The organism is Arthrobacter melezitosi (genome assembly GCF_054511055.1).
Genome location: NZ_JBTNDJ010000004.1, coordinates 228,373 through 252,594 on the forward strand (window position 1 = coordinate 228,373; position 24,222 = coordinate 252,594).

Annotated in this window: 21 protein-coding genes and 2 tRNA genes; 14 read left to right on the forward strand and 9 right to left on the reverse strand. The window is 66.4% G+C overall.

All coding sequences use genetic code 11. From position 1 onward, the window contains the following. Positions 1-1,996 precede the first annotated feature (1,996 nt). The 8 genes from ACX80W_RS07125 to rpmH all read right to left on the reverse strand — a co-directional run bounded on the left by ACX80W_RS07125 (position 1,997) and on the right by rpmH (position 8,057). Positions 1,997-3,415, reverse strand: coding sequence for a ParB/RepB/Spo0J family partition protein (locus tag ACX80W_RS07125; protein WP_459281766.1), 1,419 nt, complete (start codon positions 3,413-3,415; stop codon positions 1,997-1,999). Between the two features lie 294 nt (positions 3,416-3,709). Beyond that, the gene (locus ACX80W_RS07130) at positions 3,710-4,597 is read right to left on the reverse strand and encodes a ParA family protein (RefSeq protein ID WP_459281834.1); all 888 of its coding nucleotides are present in this window, start codon (positions 4,595-4,597) and stop codon (positions 3,710-3,712) included. 338 nt (positions 4,598-4,935) lie between these two features. Then, positions 4,936-5,568 (reverse strand): 16S rRNA (guanine(527)-N(7))-methyltransferase RsmG, encoded by a 633-nt coding sequence (rsmG, locus tag ACX80W_RS07135; RefSeq protein ID WP_459281768.1) that lies wholly within the window; start codon positions 5,566-5,568, stop codon positions 4,936-4,938. Positions 5,569-5,602: 34 nt separating this feature from the next. Then, positions 5,603-6,148, reverse strand: coding sequence for a Jag family protein (locus ACX80W_RS07140; RefSeq protein WP_459281769.1), 546 nt, complete (start codon positions 6,146-6,148; stop codon positions 5,603-5,605). Next, the gene (gene yidC, locus ACX80W_RS07145) at positions 6,145-7,107 is read right to left on the reverse strand and encodes a membrane protein insertase YidC (RefSeq protein WP_459281771.1); all 963 of its coding nucleotides are present in this window, start codon (positions 7,105-7,107) and stop codon (positions 6,145-6,147) included. The genes ACX80W_RS07140 and yidC overlap by 4 nt, the downstream gene beginning before the upstream one ends. A gap of 6 nt (positions 7,108-7,113) precedes the next feature. After that, on the reverse strand, positions 7,114-7,473 hold the full coding sequence (gene yidD / locus ACX80W_RS07150; RefSeq protein WP_459281773.1) for a membrane protein insertion efficiency factor YidD: 360 nt from the start codon (positions 7,471-7,473) through the stop codon (positions 7,114-7,116). Further along, a complete protein-coding gene (gene rnpA / locus ACX80W_RS07155) occupies positions 7,470-7,835 on the reverse strand; it encodes a ribonuclease P protein component (RefSeq protein ID WP_459281774.1) in 366 nt (121 codons plus the stop codon). The genes yidD and rnpA overlap by 4 nt, the downstream gene beginning before the upstream one ends. A gap of 84 nt (positions 7,836-7,919) precedes the next feature. Continuing rightward, on the reverse strand, positions 7,920-8,057 hold the full coding sequence (gene rpmH / locus ACX80W_RS07160; RefSeq protein WP_055854070.1) for a 50S ribosomal protein L34: 138 nt from the start codon (positions 8,055-8,057) through the stop codon (positions 7,920-7,922). A gap of 480 nt (positions 8,058-8,537) precedes the next feature. On the opposite strand from rpmH, the gene dnaA reads away from it, so the two are divergent. The 12 genes from dnaA to ACX80W_RS07220 all read left to right on the forward strand — a co-directional run bounded on the left by dnaA (position 8,538) and on the right by ACX80W_RS07220 (position 21,450). Continuing rightward, positions 8,538-9,950 carry a chromosomal replication initiator protein DnaA gene (gene dnaA / locus ACX80W_RS07165; RefSeq protein WP_459281836.1) on the forward strand — a complete coding sequence of 471 codons (1,413 nt, stop codon included), beginning with the start codon at positions 8,538-8,540 and terminating at the stop codon, positions 9,948-9,950. Between the two features lie 544 nt (positions 9,951-10,494). Continuing rightward, positions 10,495-11,619: a DNA polymerase III subunit beta gene (dnaN, locus tag ACX80W_RS07170; protein WP_459281777.1), complete on the forward strand. Its 1,125-nt coding sequence runs from the start codon at positions 10,495-10,497 to the stop codon at positions 11,617-11,619. A gap of 48 nt (positions 11,620-11,667) precedes the next feature. After that, the gene (gene gnd, locus ACX80W_RS07175; RefSeq protein WP_459281779.1) at positions 11,668-12,564 is read left to right on the forward strand and encodes a phosphogluconate dehydrogenase (NAD(+)-dependent, decarboxylating); all 897 of its coding nucleotides are present in this window, start codon (positions 11,668-11,670) and stop codon (positions 12,562-12,564) included. Positions 12,565-12,574: 10 nt separating this feature from the next. Next, the gene (gene recF, locus ACX80W_RS07180) at positions 12,575-13,756 is read left to right on the forward strand and encodes a DNA replication/repair protein RecF (protein WP_459281781.1); all 1,182 of its coding nucleotides are present in this window, start codon (positions 12,575-12,577) and stop codon (positions 13,754-13,756) included. Between the two features lie 160 nt (positions 13,757-13,916). Next, entirely contained in the window at positions 13,917-14,411 is a 495-nt protein-coding gene (locus ACX80W_RS07185; RefSeq protein WP_459281838.1) for a DciA family protein, read from the forward strand. Between the two features lie 242 nt (positions 14,412-14,653). Then, positions 14,654-16,729 (forward strand): DNA topoisomerase (ATP-hydrolyzing) subunit B, encoded by a 2,076-nt coding sequence (gene gyrB / locus ACX80W_RS07190; RefSeq protein ID WP_459281783.1) that lies wholly within the window; start codon positions 14,654-14,656, stop codon positions 16,727-16,729. An 84-nt stretch (positions 16,730-16,813) separates the two neighbouring features. Next, positions 16,814-19,471 carry a DNA gyrase subunit A gene (gene gyrA / locus ACX80W_RS07195; protein WP_459281785.1) on the forward strand — a complete coding sequence of 886 codons (2,658 nt, stop codon included), beginning with the start codon at positions 16,814-16,816 and terminating at the stop codon, positions 19,469-19,471. Next, a complete protein-coding gene (locus ACX80W_RS07200; RefSeq protein ID WP_459281787.1) occupies positions 19,468-19,995 on the forward strand; it encodes a DUF3566 domain-containing protein in 528 nt (175 codons plus the stop codon). Before gyrA ends, ACX80W_RS07200 begins: the two co-directional genes overlap by 4 nt. An 87-nt stretch (positions 19,996-20,082) precedes the next feature. Then, positions 20,083-20,156 (forward strand) — tRNA-Ile (locus tag ACX80W_RS07205). 38 nt (positions 20,157-20,194) lie between these two features. After that, entirely contained in the window at positions 20,195-20,311 is a 117-nt protein-coding gene (locus ACX80W_RS07210; RefSeq protein WP_459281789.1) for a DLW-39 family protein, read from the forward strand. Between the two features lie 43 nt (positions 20,312-20,354). Next, positions 20,355-20,427: transfer RNA gene (locus ACX80W_RS07215), tRNA-Ala, on the forward strand. Positions 20,428-20,535: 108 nt separating this feature from the next. After that, on the forward strand, positions 20,536-21,450 hold the full coding sequence (locus ACX80W_RS07220; RefSeq protein WP_459281790.1) for a DMT family transporter: 915 nt from the start codon (positions 20,536-20,538) through the stop codon (positions 21,448-21,450). 113 nt (positions 21,451-21,563) lie between these two features. Here the strand turns inward: ACX80W_RS07220 and ACX80W_RS07225 are convergent, their stop codons facing one another. Further along, positions 21,564-22,517 carry a hypothetical protein gene (locus tag ACX80W_RS07225; RefSeq protein ID WP_459281792.1) on the reverse strand — a complete coding sequence of 318 codons (954 nt, stop codon included), beginning with the start codon at positions 22,515-22,517 and terminating at the stop codon, positions 21,564-21,566. A gap of 122 nt (positions 22,518-22,639) precedes the next feature. On the opposite strand from ACX80W_RS07225, the gene ACX80W_RS07230 reads away from it, so the two are divergent. After that, positions 22,640-23,182, forward strand: coding sequence for a peptidylprolyl isomerase (locus tag ACX80W_RS07230; RefSeq protein ID WP_459281794.1), 543 nt, complete (start codon positions 22,640-22,642; stop codon positions 23,180-23,182). A 6-nt stretch (positions 23,183-23,188) separates the two neighbouring features. Continuing rightward, positions 23,189-24,058 (forward strand): rhomboid family intramembrane serine protease, encoded by an 870-nt coding sequence (locus ACX80W_RS07235; RefSeq protein ID WP_459281796.1) that lies wholly within the window; start codon positions 23,189-23,191, stop codon positions 24,056-24,058. Positions 24,059-24,222: the final 164 nt, after the last annotated feature.

Sequence of the window (24,222 nt, forward strand, 5' to 3'; positions counted from 1 at the left end):
GGGCCGAATAGCGCTCTGTGCCCCCGCTGGCACCCGGGGTTGGCGGCGGTCGCCCGCGGCCGGCAATTCCCGGCCAGCTGGCCGCCGCGCCCGGCGCACACCGGCATGCCTGCGGCACAACCGGACACCTGCGTCGGTCGTCGGAGAGGCGGGAGGGGGGGTGGACCGGGGTGGGCCCAGGTCCCGACATGACGAGTCCCGGGACGACCCCGTCTCCGTTTCACGTGAAACGACGGACCGCTATGCGGGCCGTAAGCGCCGCAGCGCGAATGGCCCCGAAATTGTCCGTTGACTATGCTGCGGTGTCAGCTCACCTGGAGCTCATCCCACGGAAAACGGCACCGGGGGCAGGGGCCGGAGAGCAGTATCTAACCGTCGGCGGGGCCCCAGCGCACGAACGGCGCACGGAATTCACTGCACCGGACCCGACCGCACCGCACCGCACCGCACCGCACCGCACCGCACCGCACCGAGGATGATACTCCGGTCGAGTCTCCGGATCATGATCGCGGAGGATCCGCACTGTGGCACCGCTCACTGAGCCTCCTCCGTGCCGGCCCCTCCATCGGGCGACGTAGTTTCACGTGAAACAGCAACACTTCCCCAAGGCGCCAAGCCGAAGGGGGCGAGTGTCGTCGGTTTGCCCGCAGTACCGCGGAGGGGCGTTTTCGCGCCGGCTCCACTCACTCCGGCAAACCGCGAGCCGCAGGGCCGGCCGGTTGCCCGCAGCCATGCCACTTTGGGTCGTGTCGAGAGCCCGGCAACCGGGCGACAGCGCCGTCCCGGGAGCGAGGCGACCGCCTCGGGAGCGGAACGAACGCCAGGCGCCACGGCTAGGCGATCGAGGTGACGAGCATATGAGGCGCACACCTGGGTCTTCTGTTTCACGTGAAACGGCCGTTGTGCAGCGGCTCCCGGCGCAGAACGGTACGGCCAGGCCACCCACCCGTTGTGCATTTGCCGATACAGCTCTCTGCTCCGGAACCGTGTGAACCGCCGCCGCCGCGGACGGCAGACTGCCGGCAGCAGCCCTCCAGACCCCGGCGGCCCATCCATGTCGGCCGTGCGGCACGGTCGCGTTCAGCCGAAATCGGTAGCGGCCGCGGCGGGCCAGGCCAAACCACACCAAACCAAACCAAGTCAAGCCAGGAACGCGCAGGGTGATCCCCGCACCCCACTGACCCGAAGTCGTGGAGGACAGTCGTCGAAGGTGCGGCCGCGTGGCAGAACGGATGTGCGATAGTCGAACCACCGCATCTGGGGAGACGGCAACTGCGTCGCACCGAAGGGTCGTACACGCGGAGGAGCACTATGCCTGCCCCGCGGGAGAAGGCGGGCGTACCGCTCGTGCCATCTTCGCCGTTTCACGTGAAACGCAGTCGATGGGGCAGCCCGGGCGGCATCGCTGCGCGTCGGCGCAATATTCGAAGGAGGATCTGCGAAGCGTACGCAATCGTGCGCCTCTGCCCGGCCTTCCGCCGGCGTTGCACAACACCGTTCCCCTTGGGCGTCGTGTTGCCCGTTCCACGTGAAACGGCAACGATCGCAGCCGCCACCATAGTTCAACATGAAAGCCACATGCCTACCTGGCCGCAGGGTGGACCGGGAGAGAACCGCGAAGATGCCAGGAATACCCATCCACCTTGCAGAAAGCCGGTCGAGCACCTCGCGCGCTTGGACGCGCTCCCGTTTCACGTGAAACGGTCATACGCAGCGGAAGGGCCCGCGGATCGGTTGGTTCGCTCTCTGGCTGGGAACCCGTGGAGAGGACGGCGGCGGAAATGCCTCCGTCGGTGAGTTGAACGACCATGCACCATGCGAAAGCGGCACAAGACAGGCGGGCGCTGCGGCGCCGAAATCGCTCCACGGACATCACCGTTCCCCTGCCTCGTGCGATGCCACGGCCACTACGATGCCAAGTGCGGGTGCTGAAAGAGTGGATATAACAGAGCGCCGGCCCGTTTCACGTGAAACGGACCGGCGCTGGATCGACGTGCTAGGACGCCGGCGGGGCCAGGACCGACATAATGCGGTTGAGGTCGTCAACGCTGGCAAACTCGATGCTGACCTTGCCCTTGCGGGCCCCGAGCGTGATCTTCACACTCGTGTCCAGGCGGTCGGAAAGCGAAGTTGCCAGGTAGTCGAGGCGCTCGTGGCGCGCCGCACTGCGCGGGGAGGTCGGCTTCGCCGCCCGCCGGAGTCCGTCGCTCATCGCAACAATTTCCTCGGTCGACCGGACGGAGAGCCCTTCGGCCACAATGCGCTGGGCAAGCTTTTCCATCTCGGCCTGATCAGCGAGACCCAGGAGCGCCCGGGCGTGGCCGGCCGAAAGCACCCCGGCCGCAATCCGCCGCTGCACCAGCGGAGGCAGCTTCATCAACCGCAGGGTGTTGGAAATCTGCGGCCGTGAGCGGCCGATGCGCTCTGCGAGCTCTTCGTGCGAGCATCCAAAGTCATCGAGCAGCTGTTGGTAGGCCGCCGCTTCTTCAAGCGGATTGAGCGAGCTGCGGTGAAGGTTTTCAAGCAGCGCGTCGCGGAGCAGGTCATCGTCGGCCGTCGACCGGATGATCGCCGGGACGGTCTCCAACCCGGCCTCCCGGGTGGCCCGCCACCGCCGCTCGCCCATGACCAGCTCGTATGGTGCGTCTCCCTTCTCGGAGGAGGGGCGCACGACGATCGGCTGCAGGACGCCGATCTCCCGGATGGAATGGACCAATTCCGCCATCTCATCGGCGTCAAAGACCGACCGCGGCTGCTTCCGGTTCGGGTGGATGGCGTCCAGTGGGAGCTCGGCGAACCGGGCACCGGGTACCTGGAGAAGTTCCCCCGTGTCCGTACCCGCGTCCGGCTGACCCATTGTGCCCAGCACGGCGTCGGCCGTCACGGGGTCAGCCGCCGTCGTCGGTAGCTCCCCGGCCCGGGGCCCGACCGGCGCGGCGTCCTGAGCGGTGTCCGGACCCGTTCCGATTGACTCCTCCACAGGAGCCTCTGGAGCCACCGCAGGAGCCGCCGGAGCCACCGCAGCCGCTGCCGGCGCCTGGGCGGGATCACCGGGCGCCTCCGCAGGCCCCGGGTCCGCGTGAGGCTGCTGCGGCGCTGTGGAGCCGTTAGCGGACGCTGGCGGGGACCCGGCCGCGTCCTTCTTTCGGGACGCACCCGCAGCGGTCCTCTTCCCGTTCTTGGACGACGCGGCATCCACGGCCGGCGCAGTCTCGGTGGCGGGTACCAGCCCCGCTCCCGCCGCAGAGGGCCGCGATTTCGACTGCTCGGTTTCACGTGAAACGGCTGGAGGTGCAGGCGTGGCGGCGGCCTCCGACGCGGCGCCGTCCTCTGCGGCGGGGGAAGCTTCCCCGCGCCGAACTGCAGACGCCGGCTTGCCCGCTGGCTTACCGCCGTTCCGCCGTGCCGGAGCCATCAACGCATCCTTGTTGATCCCGCTACCGCGGGAGGCACGCTTCGCGCCCGGGGACCCATCGGTTCCCTGGCCGGAGGTGAAAAAGAGGTCGGCCGGTCGGCCGGAATGCTTCTGGAGATCCGCTGAGGCTTCCGCCTCCTCCGGTGGAGCACTGGGGATGAGCGCTCCCAGACCACGGCCAAGACCCCGGCGCTTTTCCGCCATTGGTTACCCTTTCAGATTGCGAACCTCTTCGGTCCGCGACATACGACGCTAGGAACAGTCTAGGGGCGGCCCAGCCGGCACCCGGTAAGGCTAACTCCGCTCGGCGATTTCCGCTGCGGCCTCGAGGTAGGACAGCGCACCGGACGACGACGGGTCATAGGTCATCACGGTCTGCTGGTAACTCGGTGCCTCGGAGATCCTCACCGAACGCGGCACAACCGCCTTCAGGACCTGCTTCGGGAAATGCTCGCGCACCTCGGCGGCCACCTGGGCCGCAAGGTTGGTTCGGCCGTCGTACATGGTCAGCAGGATTGTCGAGACCACGAGGTCGGCGTTAAGGTGCTTCTGGATCATCTCGATGTTCTTCAGCAGCTGGCTGAGCCCCTCGAGGGCGTAGTACTCGCACTGGATGGGGATCAGGACTTCCCGCGCCGCAACGAACGCGTTGACCGTGAGCAGGCCCAGGCTGGGCGGGCAGTCGATGAAGATGTAGTCGAGCCTGGGCTCGCCGTTCTCGGCGCGTTCCTTGGCATAGACGTCGATGGCGCGGCGAAGCCGCTGCTCACGGGCCACCAGGGAGACGAGTTCGATCTCGGCACCGGCGAGGTGGATGGTGGCGGGCGCACAGATCAGGTTTCCAATATCGGGGCATGGGGCCACGACCTGGCTGAGGGGCAGGTCATCGATCAGGACGTCGTAGATGCTGTCGACCTCGGCGTGGTGGGGTATGCCCAGCGCCGTTGAGGCGTTGCCCTGCGGGTCGATGTCGATCACCAGCACGTTGAGGCCGGAGGAGGCGAGGGCGGCGGCGATGTTCACGGTGGTCGTGGTCTTGCCCACCCCGCCCTTCTGGTTGCTGATGGTGACCACCCGTGTCGACTCCGGGCGGGGAAGCTTGCGTCCGAGCAGCTTCTCCCTCCGCCGGGTCTCACTGGCCAGCTCCCTGCCCAGCGGGGAGGAGTCGTCCATCGCTTCCATCACGCTGTTGCCCTTCCCGCCCTTCTTGGCGGGGGCCTCCGCCTCCGAGGAGTCGGAAAGGGAAAAGGTGGTTTCACGTGAAACAATTCCGGTGTTAGCCGGATCTGCAAACACTTCGGGTTGTATATCTCCGAGCCCTACCGCCAGCGGCGCTCCTGCAACCAACAAGGTCGAGTTCCGCTTAGATGCGGTGTCTTTCATAGTCACTCGGTAGCTCACTTCCAACATGCCAGGCACTGTTACTTCTAAGACTAACGGCTTGGCTGCCGTTGCCGGCGCTCCCGCGCGGCGACGCAGCAGCCGGTTCCCCGCCACTCATGCCGCCGCCCACCGGGAGGCTATCCGACGGTGATGCGCACCACTGTCGTCGGCTCCTCCAGCACGGTTGCCCCTGCGGTGACGATCTCAACGCTGCTGCCGCCGAGCCGGCGGATGATCTTCCGTGCATCGGCCACCTCTTCGGCAGCGCTGCGGCCCTTGATCGCCAGGACCTGGCCTTTGCCCCGGAGGAGGGGCATGGTGAGGCCGGCCAGCTTGGACATCGCCGAGACCGCCCTCGCGGTGACGACGTCGACGTCGACCGACTGGACCGCCTGTTCGGCGCGGGCCCGGTGGACCGAAACGTTATCGAGGCCGAGATCCTCGACCACCTCGTTGAGCCAGGCCACCCGGCGCTCAAGCGGTTCGACCAGGACAAGGGAAAGATCCGGGCGCGCGATGGCCAGCGCGATTCCGGGCAGGCCCGCGCCGCTTCCGACGTCGCACACCGACCGGTCGGAATCGATCAGTTCGGCGACGACGGCACAGTTCAGGACGTGCCGGCCCCACAACCGCGGCACCTCGCGCGGGCCGAGCAGTCCGCGCTCGATGCCCGAGGTGGCGAGATGTCCAACGAAGCGCTCCGCGAGGTCGAACCGTTCACCGAATACTGTTTCCGAAGCTTCCCGCTCGGCGCTGGTGGGACGCACCACGGGAGTCGTTCCACTTCCGGACGGGACCCGATCCTCAGTCATCTGCGGTGGTGACCACGATGTGCCGCCCGGGTCCTTCGCCCTCCGATTCGCTCACGAAGCCCAGCTCCGCGACGGCGTCGTGAACGATTTTCCGCTCGTAGGCGCTCATCGGTTCGAGCACCACCTCGGCACCGGTCTCCTTGGCTTCGGCCACGGCGTCCTCGGCGATCTTCCGGAGCTCGTGGCCGCGGAGGCCGCGGTAGCCGTCGACGTCGAGGACCAGGCGCGAGCGTGCCGAGGTCGCCGTCAGGACCGAGAGCCGGGTCAGTTCCTGCAGCGCCTCGAGGACTTCGCCGTCACGCCCGACGAGGGCCTTCAGGCCGCTGTTGCTGCTGTCCTCGGAGACGATGGAGATGTAGGTGCGGCCACTGCGCACCTCGATGTCGATATCCCCGTCGATGTCGGCAATGTCGAGGAGCTCTTCGAGGTAGTCCGCGGCGACGTCGCCCTCGTCCTCCAGGCGGGAGGCCTTCGACGCGTCATCGCCGTCCCCCTCGGTGAGGTCCGCGGGATCCGGGCGTTCGTTGTCGATGCTCATTTCTTCTTCCTCTTCTTGCGCTGTGGCTGGACCCGCTGGACACGGGGCTGTGCAACCGTCTCGACGACGGGCTCGCCCTGCCGCTCACCGAGCAGCGGCACGGCCGGCAGCCCCTTCTTGGCACGCCTTTCCGCAAGTGCCTTCGCTGCGGGTGAGCCCGGGGTCGGCATGCGCCGGATGACGTAGAACTGCTGGGCCATGGTCCAGACGTTCGTGGTCGTCCAGTAGATCAGGACGCCGATGGGGAAGTTGATGCCGCCGATGCCGAAGACCAGCGGAAGGATGTAGAGCAGGATCTTCTGCTGGCGCATGAAGGGGCTCTCCATCGCCTCCGCCGACATGTTCTTCGCCATGATCTGCTTCTGCGTGATGAACTGCGAGGCGGTCATGGCGATGATCATGATGACCGAGAGGATGATCACGCTCAGGTTGAAGTTGCCGCCGAAGCTACCCAGGAAGGTCGAGGACAGCGGTGCCCCGAAAATGGTGGCGTCGTCGAACTCGCGCACGGCCTCCGGGGAGAGCGCACCGATGCCTTCGCCTTCCCGGCTCGCCTTCGAGATCCCGTTCAGCACGGTGAAGAGGGCGAAGAAGAACGGCATCTGGATCAGGATGGGAAGGCAGGCGGCGAACGGGTTGGTCCCGTGCTTCTTGTACAGGGCCATCTGCTCCTGCGTCATGGCCTGGCGCGAAAGCTGGTCGGTCTTTCCCTTGTACTTCTGCTGGAGCTTGCGCAGGTCCGGCTGCAGGGCCTGCATGCCGCGCTGCGCCTTGATCTGCTTGACGAAGACGGGAATCAGGGCCGCACGGATCACGACGACCAGTCCGATGATCGACAGCGTCCAGGTCCACCCGGACGCCGCGTCCAGTCCCAGGAAGGTGAAGCCCTCGTGGAACATCACCATGATCCAGGACACCAGCCACCGGAAGGGGAACAGAATCGTCCCGAAGAAATCCATAATCAGTTAGCTCCTCGAGCCGCTCGGGCGGCTTTCGTCATCGTCCGGAATGACCGGGTGGTTCAACACAACTATCGCGGGCACTTTCCCCTGGGGAAAAATCCTGCCACCCTCTGGCACGTGATCCACGCCGCCGTCGTTCCAGGGATGGCACCGCAGGACCCTCTTTACCGCAAGCGTACTTCCCCGGAGGGCGCCGTGGACCGTCACCGCCTCAAGTGCATAGGCCGAGCAGCTGGGATAGAACCGGCAGACCTGACCGTAAAGGGGGGAGACGATCCGCCGGTAGACCTTCAGCAGGAGGATCAGCACACCGCGGGGAGCATCGAGCAGGAGGTGCCAGGACCGGGAACCGGTGGTCCTCACGACGACGCACCTTCCCTTTCCCTGCACCGCTGGAGGGCGGCGGCCGCCGCCTTGTGGAAATCCCTGCTCAGATCGTCCCACCCGGCGAGGGCCGAAGCGGGCAGGGCACGGACAACCAGGTCCAGGCCCTGGGGATTGCGGTCGATGAAGGATGCGGCCGCGGCACGCAGCCTCCGCTTGACCAGGTTGCGCCTGACGGCGTTGCCCACGTTCTTCCCTACGATGAAGCCGCACCGGGTGGGTTCACCGTTTTCACGGGAGGCGGCGTATATGACGACGTTCCGGCGCCCTGAGCGGGCACCGGAACGTACGGTCCGTGCAAAATCTCCGGCGACGCGCACCCTGTGGATCTTTGCGAGCATCGAATGCGCCTCTCCTAAGGAACCGGAAAAGTATCGACGACCGCACGATCCAGGCTGGGCTTCATCGCGGAAGGGGTTGTACCGCTATGCCGACAGTTCGGTGCGGCCCTTGCTGCGGCGTGCCGACAGGATGGCACGGCCTGCGCGGGTGCGCATGCGAAGGCGGAAACCGTGCTTTTTGGCACGACGGCGGTTATTCGGCTGAAAGGTCCGCTTGCTCACTGTGTTTACTCCAAGACGATCTTGAGATGCGTCCGGCCCATTGCAACAAGGGGGAAGAACAGACTGACGCGATTAAGGTGCACACCCGCAGGACGCTCGAGACGCCGCCACGCATCCGAGGCCTCTTACTACCCGGAACAGTCGTGATGGCATGCGAAATGCAGACATAAAGGACTACATAACGTTAGGCGACGGGACACAGCAGCGTCAAACCGGGCAACGGCGGCCCCAATCCACGGCTTCATCCACACCTGTGGACATCCGCCTGTGGACAATCGGCGGCCGCTGGCCCGCGCCAGGGGGCGCCGGAATGCCTTCGGAAGGAGCCGCCGGCCCCGCTTTGTCCACGGATTGGCCGCTATCTTCTGCAGATTGCATCCTCTAGTCTTGGCAGGGCCGGTTTATCCACCATCTGTGTACAACCCTGTGGATGACGGCCGTTTTCAAGTGCGGACTGTGGAGTTTTGAGGGGTATTAGTGGTGGAAACGGACGAGGTCAACGACGTCGGCAGCTCGTGGCGGAAGGTGATCCGTACCCTCGAGCATGACGACCGCGTCACGCCAAGGCAGCGTGGCTTCGTCGTCCTGGCGCAGGCCCAGGGGCTCATCGGGACGACGATGCTGGTCGCCGTCCCGAACGAACTGACCCGCGAGGTGCTCCAGACCCAGCTGAAGGCGGCCCTGGACGAAGCCCTGCACGAGGTGTTCCGCGAGGATATCCAGTGTGCCTTCGTCATCGACCCCGACCTGACCCCGGTCGCCGAGGAGGAGCCGGCGGTTCCCGAGTCGGTTCCCTCACCTGAGCAGCGTGAGGAGCCGAAGCCCTCACCGACGCCGCCGAGCAACTCCCACGAGTTCGGGCGCCTCAACCCCAAGTACATCTTCGACACCTTCGTGATCGGCTCATCGAACCGGTTCGCCCATGCCGCCGCCGTCGCCGTCGCCGAAGCGCCCGCCAAGGCGTACAACCCGTTATTCATCTACGGCGATTCGGGACTTGGCAAGACCCACCTCCTGCATGCGATCGGCCACTACGCCCGGCACCTCTACACGGGCATCCGGGTCCGGTACGTGAACTCCGAGGAATTCACGAACGACTTCATCAACTCGATCCGCGACGACGAGGGCACGAGCTTCAAGCAGACCTACCGCAATGTGGACATCCTGCTCATCGACGACATCCAGTTCCTCTCGGGCAAGGACCGCACCCAGGAGGAGTTCTTCCACACATTCAATGCGCTGCACAACCACAACAAGCAGGTGGTGATCACCTCGGACCTGCCGCCGAAACAGCTCTCCGGTTTCGAGGAGCGCATGCGGTCCAGGTTCGAGTGGGGGCTGCTGACCGATATCCAGCCGCCCGAGCTCGAGACCCGCATCGCCATCCTGCGCAAGAAGGCGATCAGCGACAGCCTGAGCGCCCCGGACGACGTCCTTGAGTACATCGCCTCGAAGATCGCCACGAATATCCGCGAGCTGGAGGGCGCCCTGATCCGGGTGACGGCGTTCGCCAGCTTGAACCGGCAGCCGGTCGATGTGAACCTGGCCGAAATCGTCCTGAAGGATCTGATCTCCGACGACGGCGCCCAGGAAATCACCTCGACGGTGATCATGGCCCAGACCGCCGACTACTTCCAGATCAGCCTCGAGGAACTGTGCAGCAAGTCCCGTACCCGCACCCTGGTGACGGCCCGGCAGATCGCCATGTATCTCTGCCGGGAACTGACCGACATGTCCCTTCCCAAGATCGGCCAGGAACTCGGGGGGCGCGACCACACGACCGTGATCCACGCCGACCGCAAGATCCGTGAACTCATGGCGGAGCGCCGGGCGATCTTCAACCAGGTGACCGAACTGACAAACCGCATCAAACACAAGCAGCGGGAAGCCTGAGGCGCCCCTGGGAATCCCCGCCGTGCCGGCGGGAAATTAACAGCTGTGGACACAACTGTGGATAACTCGTCGAACAACCCCCGGGATCCTGAGGAAAACTACGGCCCGGCCTGTGGATCCGCGAAATGACAAGGATTTCCCCCACAGGGGCGCCGTCGGGGACGAGATGTGGGCACACAGGTTGTGCACAGGGCAGATCCGCGGATTGCAGGCGGCGGGTGGACTTATCCACAGTTTCCACAGCAGTTATTAACACTACGAACCTTAAACTTCAAAAAGTTCTTCAGATAACACTCTCGTGTTCCTGCACCCCGGGCCGGCCCGGGACCCGGCCCGTTCCGGACCGTCTTCTCCGGTGCCGGCCAACGGCACCCTTCACCCATCCACGGGAAGGGGCTGCTCAGGCTAAGCTGTGTTCCAAGCAGGGTTGGGGTCCACCGTGCACTCCCGGATTCTCATTCCGCACAGGCACCGGACCCGGCCCCCGTACGTCCATGTCGGTGGTAGTACTCAAGAGGTACATTGTGAAAGGCGGCTTCCTTCCGTGAAATTCAGAGTTGAGCGGGACGTTCTCGCGGAGGCTGTCTCCTGGGCAGCACGCTCCCTTTCCCCGCGCCCCCCTGTCCCCGTACTGGCAGGGCTGCTCATCAAGGCCGACGGCGGAGCCCTCAGCCTGGCGAGCTTCGACTATGAGATCTCGGCGCGCCTTGAGATCCCCGCCGACATCAGCGAGGAAGGAACCATCCTCGTCTCGGGACGCCTCCTGGCCGATATCTGCCGCAGCCTGCCCTCGGCCCCCGTCGAGGTGGCCACCGACGGATCGAAAGTCACGCTCACCTGCCGGAACAGCCGGTTCAACCTCGCCACGATGCCCGAGGGCGAGTACCCGGAACTTCCGAAGCTGCCCGCCGTCAGCGGCGTCGTGGACGGCGACGCTTTTGCCCAGGCCGTCTCCCAGGTGATCATCGCCGCCAGCCGCGACGACACCCTGCCCATCCTCACGGGCGTCCGCATGGAGATCGAAGATGACCTGATCACCCTGCTTGCCACCGACCGCTACCGTCTCGCCCTGCGTGAGGTTTCCTGGAAGCCGTCGACTCCGGGCATCTCCACCAGCGCCCTCGTCAAGGCCAAGACCCTCAACGAGGTCGCCAAGACCCTCGGCGGCGCCGGGGACCTGAATATCGCCTTCTCCGATGACAGCGAGCTGATCGGCTTCGAAAGCGGAGGCCGGCGCACCACCTCGCTGCTCGTGGACGGTGACTACCCCAAGATCCGTTCCCTCTTCCCGGAGACCACCCCGATCCACGCCACCGTCGAGACAAGCGCGCTCGTTGAAGCGGTGCGGCGTGTATCGCTGGTGGCCGAGCGGAACACGCCGGTCCGGCTTGCGTTCACCCAGGGCCAGGTCGCCCTCGACGCCGGTACCGGCGAGGACGCCCAGGCGTCGGAGGCCATCGAGGCAACCCTGGACGGCGACGACATCACCGTCGCCTTCAATCCGCAGTACCTCAGCGAAGGTCTGGGGGCCTTCCCCAGCAAATTTGTGCGCTTTTCGTTCACATCCCCGCCCAAACCGGCTGTCATGTCGGCGCAGGAGGAAGCCACGGGCGAGGACCGGGAAGATTACCGGTACCTGCTGATGCCCGTTCGGCTTCCGAACCAGTAAGGACCGGCGGTACCGCCGGCCGACCCCACGCTAGAAAGAGAAACTGCAATGCATATTGGACTCATTGGACTAGGCAAAATGGGCTTCAACATGAGGGAACGGCTGCGTCGTGGGGGCGTGACGGTCACCGGGTTCGATCGAAACCCCGATCTGAGCGACGTGCCCTCCATCGAAGAGCTTGTCGCCGCTGTCCCGGCCCCGCGGATCATCTGGGTGATGGTTCCGGCGGGTGCCGTGACCGATAGCGTTGTGCGTGAACTGTCGACAACCCTGCAGGAGGGCGACCTCGTCATTGACGGCGGCAACTCCCGCTTCACCGACGACCAGGCCCACGGTGCGCTGCTCGCCGAGCACGGTATTTCCTTCGTCGACTGCGGCGTCTCCGGCGGTGTGTGGGGCCTCGGGAACGGCTACGGCCTGATGGCCGGCGGCAGCGAAGCCGACATCGCCCGCGCCATGCCGATCTTCGACGTGCTCCGGCCCGAAGGTGAGCGGCAGGAGAGCTTCGTCCATGTCGGGGACATCGGAGCCGGACACTACGCCAAGATGGTCCACAACGGGATCGAGTACGGACTCATGCAGGCCTATGCCGAGGGCTATGAGCTCCTCCAGGCCAAGGACATCATCAAGGATGTGCCGGGAACCTTCACCGCCTGGCAGAAGGGGACCGTCGTCCGCTCCTGGCTGCTGGACCTGATGGTCAATGCGCTGCAGGACGATCCCGAGCTGGCCAAGGTTGCCGGTTACGTCGAGGACTCGGGTGAGGGACGCTGGACCGTCGAGGAATCCATCGCGAATGCGGTGCCCACCCCCGCGATCACCGCATCGGTCTTCGCCCGCTTCGCCTCCCGCCAGGATGACTCTCCTGCGATGAAGATGGTTGCCGCGCTGCGGAACCAGTTCGGCGGGCACGCGGTACGCCCGGCCCGCCAGGACTCCGCCTGAGCGGGGGAAGGTGTACATAGAGCACCTATCCCTCACTGATTTCCGCAGTTACTCCCAGCTCGACGCCGGGCTGGGTCCCGGAGTGACGGTGTTTGTCGGACCCAACGGTGTGGGGAAGACGAACATCGTCGAGGCGATCGGCTATCTTGCCTCGCTTTCCTCGCACCGGGTCAGCACCGACAAACCCCTGATCGGCTTTTCCGCCGAGAGGGCGCTGGTGCGCGGAAAGCTTGTCCGTGGTGCGCAGCGGACAAGCGTCGAGGTGGAAATCAACGCAGCCGGAGCCAACCGGGCCCGGATCAACCGGGCGAATCCGGTCCGGGCGCGCGCGGCCGCCGGCATCCTCCGCACTGTGCTCTTCGCCCCCGAGGACCTTGCCCTGGTCAAGGGCGACCCGGCCGTCCGGCGGCGCTACCTCGACGAGGTCCTGGTGACGCTGGTTCCGCACCAGGCCGCCCTGCGGGCCGACTACGAGCGGGTGCTCAAGCAGCGCAACGCGCTGCTCAAGTCGGCCCGGGCGGCCGGCCGCTTTTCGGGGGCCCATGAGGCAACCCTCGAGGTGTGGGACCAGCACCTTGCGGAAACGGGGTCGCGGCTCCTGCACGCACGGCTGGGCCTTGTCGACAGGCTCCAGCCGCACCTGGCCCGGGCCTACGCCGAGCTCACCGACGGCACGAAGGACGCGTCGGCCCATTACCGGGCCACCGTGGCGGGCCTGTTCGACGAGGAGTCGGAGGCCGCCGGGCACCGCACCGAGGAACTCGGCGGAGCCGAGCCGGCGGAGCTGACCCGGCGCTTCCTGAAGGCGCTGGTGCAGCACCGGAAGAAGGAGCTGGACCGCGGGATCTCCCTGGTGGGCCCGCACCGGGACGAGCTGGACCTCATGCTGGGACCGGCCCCGGCCAAGGGGTATGCCTCCCACGGGGAGACCTGGTCCATGGCGCTTGCACTGCGCCTTGCCTCCTACTACCTGCTCAACGAGGAGGACCAGACCCCCGGGGCAACACCCGTGCTGATCCTTGACGACGTCTTCGCCGAGTTGGACACTCAGCGGAGACAGAAACTTGCGAAGATCGTCTCCGGCGCGGAGCAGGTGCTTGTCACGGCCGCCGTCCCCGGGGATATTCCGGAGGAGCTGACCGGGAGGCAGCTCCGCGTCGTTCCTGGAGGAATCGATGCCTCGGAAGGCTGACCGACCGGACCTCGGCGGCGCCCGGCCCGACGCCGGGCAGACGGCGGGCGCCCGCCCGCCCGCCGTCGATGCCGGTGAAGGCGCGGACCGTCCGGCGCCGGACACGGGCCCCGGGCAGGTCGAGCCCGGGGCCGGCGGCGGGACCGATGTCCCGGCCGAAGTGGAGCGGAACGCCCCGGAGGTGCTCCTGAACCGGCTCCGGGAGGCGTCGCAGTCCCGCGGCACCCCGAGGGTTCCGGTCGGACGGCGCAGCCCGGCGGCTTCCCGGCGCCGTTACTCACCGGCACCCCTGTACGGCGGACGCGACCCCGAGGGCCTGGGCAACGTCTTCAACCGGCTGCTGGCTGAACGCGGGTGGAACTCACCCGTGGCCGTGGGCTCCGTCCTCGCACGCTGGACCGAGCTTGTGGGTGCTGAGATCGCCTCCCACTGCCATCCCGAAAGCTTCGATGGAACCACCGTGCTGGTGCGCTGCGACTCCACCGCCTGGGCGACCCAGCTCCGGCTGATCAGCCCCGAACTGCTCCGCCGGTTCGACGCCGAACTGGGCCCGAAGGTCGTGACCCGGATATCGGTTGTGGGGCCGGCCGGACCGAGCTGGCGCAAGGGCGGGCGCTCGGTGAAGGGCCGTGGTCCGCGCGACACCTACGGGTGACCGGGGTCACGGCGGCCTGCCGGGGCCGTTGGGTTTGGACCCGGTGCCCGGAATCCCGTGAGTGCCGGATAGAGCTCCCGGAGGGCTTTCCGACGTATACGGCCCCCACAGCCAGCCTGCTATTGGCTTAAAACCGCCGTTATTGGCCGCTAGAGGCGGGTCCGTGCCGGTTTGTCACCTCCCGCAGGGTAGAATAGGGAGAGTTTCCCCGCACAAAAAACACCGAGGAGTCGACTGCGCCTGTGGCAAACGAGAACGAGTTGAACGCTAGCGATGTAAAGATTGGGGTCGGCGAATCTCCCGCCCTCTCAGCAGCGACCTCCCACAGCTACGGTGCCAGCGACATCACGGTGCTCGAAGGCCTCGAGGCGGTGCGCAAGCGCCCCGGTATGTACATCGGGTCAACGGGTCCCCGCGGCCTCCACCACCTTGTCTATGAGGTGGTGGACAACTCGGTCGACGAGGCACTTGCCGGTCACGCCGACACCATCGAGGTGACGCTCCTCGCGGACGGCGGGGTGCGCGTCGTCGACAACGGCCGCGGCATCCCCGTGGACATGCACCCCACCGAGGGCCGGCCCACGGTCGAGGTCGTCATGACCATCCTCCACGCGGGCGGAAAGTTCGGCGGCGGTGGCTACGCGGTCTCGGGCGGGCTCCACGGTGTGGGCATCTCGGTTGTGAACGCGCTCTCGAAGCGGGTCGAGACCGAGGTGCGGCGCCAGGGCTACGTTTGGCACCAGTCCTTCGCCGACGGCGGCAAGCCGATCGGCGAGCTGGTCCGGGGCGAGGAAACCACCGAGACCGGAACCACCCAGACGTTCTACCCGGACGAGGCGATCTTTGAATCCGTTGAGTTCGACTACGAGACCCTGCGCGCGCGGTTCCAGCAGATGGCCTTCCTTAACAAGGGGCTGCGCATCTCCCTGCTCGATGAGCGGGCGGACATCGAGACCGACGAGATCACCGAGCACCACGAGCCCGGTGACGCCCCGGTGGACGACACCCCCAAGCACCGCCAGGTGGAGTACCTCTACGAAAACGGCCTGCTCGACTACGTGCGGCACCTCAACTCCTCGAAGCGCGTCGAGGTGATCCACGACGACGTCATCGCGTTCGAAACCGAGGACACCGAGCGCAAGATCGCCGTCGAGGTCGCGCTGCAGTGGACCACCGCCTATTCGGAGAGCGTCCACACCTACGCCAACACCATCAACACCCATGAGGGCGGAACCCACGAGGAGGGGTTCCGGGCCGCCATGACGACGTTGATCAACAAGTACGCGCGCGACAAGAACATCATCAAGGAAAAAGACGACAACCTGACCGGCGACGACATCCGCGAGGGACTCACCGCGGTCATCTCCGTCAAGCTCGGCGAGCCGCAGTTCGAAGGCCAGACGAAGACGAAGCTGGGCAACTCCGAGGCCAAGGGCTTCGTCCAGAGGGTCGTCACCGACCAGCTGGGAGACTGGCTGGAGCGCAATCCCGGGCCCGCCCGCGACGTCATCCGCAAGTCGATCCAGGCGGCCCAGGCGCGCCTCGCGGCCCGCAAGGCCCGCGAATCGACCCGCCGCAAGGGCCTGCTGGAGTCCGGGGGGATGCCCGGCAAGCTCAAGGACTGCCAGTCCAAGGACCCCGCCAAGTCCGAGATCTACATCGTGGAGGGTGACTCCGCAGGAGGCTCCGCCGTCCGCGGGCGCAATCCCGAGACGCAGGCGATCCTTCCCCTGCGCGGAAAGATCCTCAATGTCGAGCGGGCCCGCCTCGACCGGGCGCTGGGCAACAGCGAGGTCCAGGCCATGATCACGGCCTTCGGCGCCGGCATCGGCGAGGACTTCGACGTCGCCAAGGCCCGGTACCACAAGATCGTCCTGATGGCGGACGCCGATGTGGATGGCCAGCACATCACCACCCTGCTGCTGACCCTGCTCTTCCGGTACATGCGCCCGCTGATCGAAAGCGGATTCGTGTACCTGGCGCAGCCGCCGCTGTACCGGATCAAGTGGTCGAACGCCCCGCACGCCTATGTCTACAGCGACAAGGAGCGGGACGAGACGATCCGCCAGGGGCTCGCCAACAACCTGCGCCTGCCCAAGGACAACGGCATCCAGCGCTACAAGGGCCTGGGCGAGATGGACTACACCGAACTGTGGGAGACCACGATGGACCCCGACCGCCGCACGCTGCTCCAGGTCACCATGGACGACGCCGCCGCAGCCGACCAGGTCTTCTCGGTGCTCATGGGCGAGGACGTCGAGTCCCGCCGGAACTTCATCCAGCAGAACGCCAAGGACGTGCGCTTCCTGGACATCTAGGCGTCCATCGGGTGCCGGCCCGCGCCGGCGCCCCGGCGTCCCCTGCCCGCGGTGAAAAATCTTGAACGAATGGAATAAGGACTTATGAGCGAGACGCCGAACGACGGAGCCGCACCCGAGGAACCCCTGGCCGGGGAGGTGCTGACCGACCGTGTCGAACAGGTCGACCTGCAGACCGAGATGCAGCGGTCCTACCTTGACTACGCCATGGCCGTCATTATCGGGCGTGCCCTGCCCGACGTCCGGGATGGACTGAAGCCGGTCCACCGCCGCGTGCTCTACGCCATGTTCGATGGCGGCTACCGCCCCGAGCGCTCCTTCAACAAGTGCGCCCGCGTGGTCGGCGAGGTCATGGGCCAGTACCACCCGCACGGTGACGGTGCGATCTACGACGCCCTCGTGCGCCTCATCCAGGACTGGACGATGCGCTACCCGCTGGCCCTGGGCCAGGGCAACTTTGGCTCCCCCGGCAATGACGGCGCGGCCGCCCCCCGGTACACCGAGACCAAGATGGCCCCGCTGGCCATGGAGATGGTCCGGGACATCGACGAGGAAACCGTCGACTTCCAGGACAACTACGACGGCAAGAACCAGGAACCGACGATCCTGCCGTCCCGTTTCCCCAACCTCCTGGTCAACGGCTCCTCCGGCATCGCCGTGGGCATGGCGACGAACATCCCGCCCCACAACCTGCGCGAGGTGGCCGACGGCGTCCAGTGGTATCTGCAGAACCCCGAGGCCTCCAAGGAGGAGTTGCTCGAGGCGCTGATCGTGCGGATCAAGGGCCCGGACTTCCCGACCGGCGCCCAGATCCTGGGGCACCGCGGCATCGAGGACGCCTACCGGACCGGCCGCGGCTCGATCACCATGCGCGCCGTCGTCAATGTCGAGGAGATCCAGGGCCGCACCTGCCTGGTGGTGACCGAACTGCCCTACCAGGCCAACCCGGACAACCTGGCGATCAAGATCGCCGACCTGGTGAAGGACGGCAAGATCAGCGGCATCGCCGACCTGCGCGATGAGACCTCCGGCCGCACCGGCCAGCGCCTGGTTATCGTGCTCAAGCGCGACGCCGTGGCCAAGGTGGTGCTGAACAACCTCTACAAGCACACCCAGCTGCAGGACAACTTCAGCGCCAACATGCTCGCGATCGTCGACAACGTGCCGCGCACGCTCAGCCTCGATGCGTTCATCCGGCACTGGGTGACCCACCAGCTCGAAGTGATCGTCCGGCGCACCCGCTACCGGCTGCGCAAGGCGGAGGAGGCGGCCCACATCCTGCGCGGCTACCTCAAGGCACTCGACGCCCTCGACGAGGTCATCGCGTTGATCCGCGCCTCCCAGACCGTGGAGGACGCCCGCGGCGGACTGATGACCCTGCTCTCCATCGACGAGGTCCAGGCCGCGGCCATCCTCAATATGCAGCTGCGCCGCCTGGCCGCCCTGGAACGGCAGAAGATCCAGGACGAGCACGACAAGCTCGAGCGGGAGATCACCGAGTACCAGCGGATCCTCGCCTCCCCGGAGGTCCAGCGCTCCATCGTCTCGACCGAGCTCCAGGAAATCGTCGACCGGCACGGCGATGACCGCCGCACCGAGATCCTCATGGGCTACGACGGCGACATGAGCATGGAGGACCTCATTCCCGAGGAGGAGATGGTCGTCACCATCACCCGCGGGGGATACGTCAAGCGCACCCGCAGCGACAACTACCGCCAGCAGGCACGCGGCGGCAAGGGCATCCGCGGCGCGCAGCTGCGCGGCGACGACGTCGTCGAGCACTTCTTCGTCACCACCACCCACCACTGGCTGCTGTTCTTCACCAACCTTGGGCGGGTGTACCGGGCGAAGGCCTATGAACTGGTCGAGGCCGCCCGCGACGCCAAGGGCCAGCATGTGGCGAACCTGCTGGCGTTCCAGCCCGACGAGACAATCGCCCAGGTGCTCGACCTGCGCGACTACCAGCAGGCCCCGTACCTGGTCCTGGCCACCAAGCGCGGCCTGATGAAGAAGACGCGGCTCGAGGACTACGACACGAACCGTTCGGCCGGCGTCATCGCGATCAACCTGCGCGACGGCGACGAACTGGTCTCGGCGCAGCTCGTCTCCGAATCCGACGACCTGATGCTTGTCTCCCGCAAGGGCCAGTCGCTGCGCTTCACCGCCACCGACGAGGCGCTGCGCCCCATGGGCCGGGCGACCTCGGGTGTGACCGGCATGAAGTTCAGGGCCGACGATGAACTCCTCGCCGCCGACGTGGTCAGCGACGACTCCTTCGTCTTCATCGTCACCGAAGGCGGTTTCGCCAAGCGAACCAAGGTCGATGAGTACCGCGTCCAGGGGCGCGGCGGCCTGGGCATTAAGGTGGCCAAGCTTGCGGAGGAACGCGGCGACCTTGTCGGTGCGCTCGTCGTTCAGGAGAGCGACGAGGTCCTCGTGGTGATGGAAGGGGGCAAGGTCGTCCGCTCGGCGGTCACCGGCGTACCGGCGAAGGGCCGGGACACGATGGGCGTCATCTTCGCCAAGCCGGACAAGACGGACCGTATCATCGGGGTTGCCCGCAACAGCGAGCGTTCGATGGCCGTGGACGACGACGCGGTGGAGGAAGCGGAGATCCTGGAGGTCGCACCGGACGGCACAGTGGGTGGTTCTTCGCCGCGGGCTGCCGATGAAGTACCGTTGTCGACAGAAGAAACGGCTGAGCTCGACGCTGAGTCGCCGGAAAACGGAGGTAGCGAGTGAGCTCGGCCAACACAAATCCGCGGTCCAGCGGGACAGTGCGTTCGCCTGGAAGCGGTCCGCGGGTCAACGCCCCGGCCCGGCCCGCACAGCGACCCTCGGCGGGACAGCCGACGAAGTCGGGTGCGCGGCCCGGACTGGTGAAGCCGGCTCCGAAGGCCAAGGCACGCAAGGCGCGCCTGCTCGTCAGCAAGGTCGACCCGTGGTCGGTGCTGAAGATGGCCTTCCTCCTGTCGGTCGCCCTGGGCATCGTCACGGTCGTGGCCGCCATCGTCATCTGGACCGTCCTGGACCTCACCGGCATCTTCGACGGGGTCAACGACCTGCTGCGCGAGATCGCCGGCACGGAGAGCGGCGGGTTCGACCTGCGGCAGTTCGCCTCCCTGGGTCAGGTTGTGTCCTTCGCCACGATCATCGCCGTCGTCAATGTCGTGCTCCTGACGGCCCTGGCCATGCTTTCCGCCGTGTTGTACAACATTTCCTCGGCCCTGGTCGGCGGGATCGGCGTCACCCTCACCGACGACTGAGGTTTCACCGCATCGGGCCGGGCGGCGGCGATTTGAGGTTTGCCGAGTTCCTGCTGTAAAGTCGTATCTCGGCCCGATGAGGTATCGGGGCGTATAGCTCAGGCGGTTAGAGCGCTTCGCTGATAACGAAGAGGTCCCAGGTTCAAGTCCTGGTACGCCCACGGATCCACCACCCGCAGGGAACTGCTAGGAGGCGAATGTGAAGAAGTTGCTGATCGCGGCAGCTGCTGCAGCAGGAGTCTTCGTCTACAAGCGGTGGCAGGATTCCGAGAAGGAAAAGGCAGTCTGGAGTAAAGCGACCGACGAGGTCGGCTAACGCGGACCGCGTCCGTTTCAACGAAACGGGCGGGGTTCAATTCGGGGGCATGGCGCAATTGGTAGCGCACCTGCTTTGCAAGCAGGGGGTTCGGGGTTCGAGTCCCCGTGCCTCCACCGAATAGGAAGACCCCGGTCCTCGGACCGGGGTTTTTCTTTACCCCAACCGGTCTGTCGGCTCCCGGTCCGAAGTCGAGGGGGCCGGGGCTGCCATAGGGTTGCAGGGTGATCATTTTCCTTTCGGTGCTCGGCGTCCTGGGTGTCTCGGCGTCCGGGCCCATCATGGCCGCGACGGCGGCGCCGGCGCTGGCCATCGCCTTTTGGCGCAACCTGATCGGCGCCGTGATCATGGGAGGACCCGCGGCGGTCTCGAAACGTGCCGAGTTCCGGGCCCTGGGCCGGTCCGACCTCCGCAGCCTCCTCACCGCGGCGACCGCCCTCGCACTGCACTTCGCCTGCTTCATTACGTCCCTCAAGCTGACCTCGGTTGCCGCCGCAACCGCCCTCGTCTGCCTCCAGGTCGCCTGGATCGCCCTGTTCAACGCCGTGCGCGGGTCCCGGCCCCCGGGCACCGTGGTCGCCGGGCTCTCCGTCGCGTTCGCGGGCGTCGTCGTCATCACCGGATTCGACCTGCAGCTCTCCGGCGAGGCGATCTTCGGTGATCTCCTTGCCCTGGCCGGAGGAGCCCTCGCCGGGATCTACCAGATGGCCGGGGCGACGGCCCGGCGCACCATGTCCACCGGGACCTACACCACCCTCTGCTACGGCGGGTGCGCCGTTCTCCTGCTCGGAATGTGCCTGCTGTTCCGCCAGCCGCTGACCGGATTCCCACCGGCGGCCTGGCTGGGCATCCTCGGGGTCACCCTCGTCGCCCAGATCATGGGCCACACCGTCTTCAACCACCTGCTGGCCGTGATGAGCCCGCTGGTGATCTCGATGATCATCCTCCTCGAAATTCCCGGTGCCGCGCTTCTTGCCGCCGTCTTCCTGGGCGAACAGCTCCCCGGGGGAACCTACGCCGGGCTGCTCCTGATCCTCGTCGGCCTTGCCGTCGTGGTCCGCGGACAGGCCCGACTCCGCCCGGGCGGCCGTCCCGCGTCCCGTCCGGTGGAGGCCCCGCCGGTCCTCGGCGGCGAGTAAGGCGGGCCGTTCGCGGTGGCCCGCGGGAACGGCGCACCGGTGGTTAAACGGAAGGAGCGGGAAGGACTGCCCTGTTCGGGCGTCCTTCCCGCTCCTGCGGAACCGGATCGGTACTAGCTCTTTGCGTCGCCCGGCTTGGCGGCGTGCTTGGCCGTGTCGGAGAGATCGACCGGGGCGTCCTTGACCTTCTTGTTCACGGCCTCTGCCTGCTCCGAGGCGGCCGACAGGTCCGGGCCCGAGGTCGCAGCCGCGTCGGTGGTCGTCGTTTCCGTCGTCGTCGTTGCCGTCGCGGGCGTGACCGGCGTGGTCGGGGTCGACGGGGTCGGTGTCACCGGGGCCGGCGTCCGCCACGGGTCCTCCACGGGCTTGGAGGCCCGCCAGGCGGCGACACCGGCGGTGACCGCCGCGGCGATAATGCCGAAGATCAGCCATCCCTTGCCCTTCTTGGACTGGCTCTGCTGAGCCTTCTTCAGTTCCTTCGAGGCCTGCATCCCCGCTGCAACGAGCGCCTTCTGGGCGTTGCGAGCGGCTTTCTTGTTGCCGGTCATGCGGGTCACGGCCGAGGTGACCGACGGCGGGATCGTCGCCTCCGCTACCGAGCGCGACGCCGAATCCGCCGCCTCGCCGAGCTTGTAGGAAAGGGCGGGGATGTAGCCGTCAACGACCTTGCCCCGGGCCGAGGTGAGGGCGGGACCGGCCTTGCTGAGAGTTTCCTGAACGCGGGGCGTGGTGGTGTCGATGACCTCGGTGATCCGGGGTCCAACGCGGTCCAGCCGTTCCTGGATCATGGGGGTCACCGTGGCGAACCCACTGGAGACACCGGTCGCTGCCTTCCGCATGCTCTCCTGAATCATCGGAGACGCCGTCTGCACTCCCTTGTCCCAACGGGGCTTCGTCCAGCCGTAGGCGGCGCCAACATAGGGGGTGGCCCAGCCACGGGCGGCGCCAACGTAGGGAATGGCCCAGCCACGGGCGGCCGCGATGCCCGCCAGGACGCCTTCTTCGAATCCGGGCGCGGTGTTTTGGTTCTTCTTCACAAGTACCTCCAGGAGATCGTGACTCGTCATGGTCAGCCTACGTGCTATCTGCAGGCCTTGCTATTCATCCCTCCGGTTCACGGGGTTTTCACTGTGCGCTGAATGGGCTTCCACCAGAATATTGGCGGAGCCCCCGTGAAAGAATGGGCGGTATGACTGCTATTCCAACCGCAAAGGCCACCATCCACACCAACCACGGCGACATCGTTGTCAACCTCTTCGGCAACCACGCGCCGAAGACGGTGAAGAATTTCGTCGGCCTCGCCACCGGCGAGATCACCTGGACGCACCCGCAGACGGGTGAGGAGTCGACCAAGCCGCTGTACGACGGAACGATCTTCCACCGCATCATCAAGGACTTCATGATCCAGGGTGGAGACCCGCTGGGCCAGGGCATCGGCGGCCCCGGATACAAGTTCGACGACGAGATCCACCCCGAACTGAACTTCAACGAGCCCTACAAGCTCGCGATGGCCAACGCCGGGGTCCAGGGTGGACGCGGAACGAACGGGTCGCAGTTCTTCATCACCTCGGTGCCCACCACCTGGCTCCAGGGCAAGCACACCATCTTCGGCGACGTCACCGACGAGGCCTCGCGGAAGGTCGTTGACACGCTGAACGCGATCGGCACCGACATGCGCGACAAGCCCCTTGAGGATGTCGTCATCAGCAGCATCACCGTAGAGCAGCTCTAGACTCCCGTGTCCTACGGAGTCTCCGCGGACAGGCCGTCGCAGGAAGCGCCGGCCTGCCCGCGGCACCTCGACCGCATCAGCTATGTCCGGTGCCAGCGGTGCGGCAGACCGGCCTGCCCCCAGTGCCAGCGCCAGGCCGCGGTGGGCATCCAGTGCGTCGACTGCGTGGCCGAACATGCCCGCAGCATCCCCAAGACCAGGACCGCATTCGGCGGTGCGGCCACCTCCGGACGGCCGGTGGTCACCTTCGCCCTCATCGGCATCTGTGCCCTGTTGTTCCTGCTCCAGATGGTGGTTCCGGGCCTTACGGCGGCCCTGCAGTACGCCCCGCTGTACACCTCAGGCTACGCAGGGACGATTGACGCCGAGCCCTGGCGGATGTTCACTGCCGCCTTCCTGCACTCACCCAACTTCCTGTTGCACATCGCCTTCAATATGTACGCGCTGTGGATCCTGGGTCAGTCACTTGAACCGGCCCTCGGACGCGCCCGCTTCCTGGCGTTGTACCTGCTCTCCGCTCTTGGCGGCTCCGTCGGAGTCCTGCTGCTGAGCAATCCGTTCCAGCCGGTCGTCGGAGCCTCCGGCGCCGTTTTCGGCCTCTTCGGGGCCCTCTTCGTCATCCAGCAGAGGCGGGGTGGCGACGTCCGCCAGATCCTCATCCTCATCGCCGTCAACGGGGTGCTCGGTTTCGTTGTGCCCGGCATCGCCTGGCAGGCCCACCTGGGTGGCCTCCTGACCGGTGCCGCGGTGGCTGCCGTGCTGGCGTACGTGCCCCGGGGGAGGATGCGCTCCGCCCTCCAGTGGAGTGGAGTAGGAGTGGTGACTGCGGTCCTCGGCGCACTGACCCTCCTCGGCTCGATGCTGATCTCCATCTAGGCGGCAGCGGACGCAGCCCCTGGAGCGAGCCGGAAGGGATCCGGCGGCCCCTGCGGCCGCCGGATCCCTCTCTTTTATCCACAGGGTTTTTCCACACAGGGGAAAACTTACACACATGTAATTCCACAGATGTGGATAACACTGGAGCGGGACTTCGCGGATCG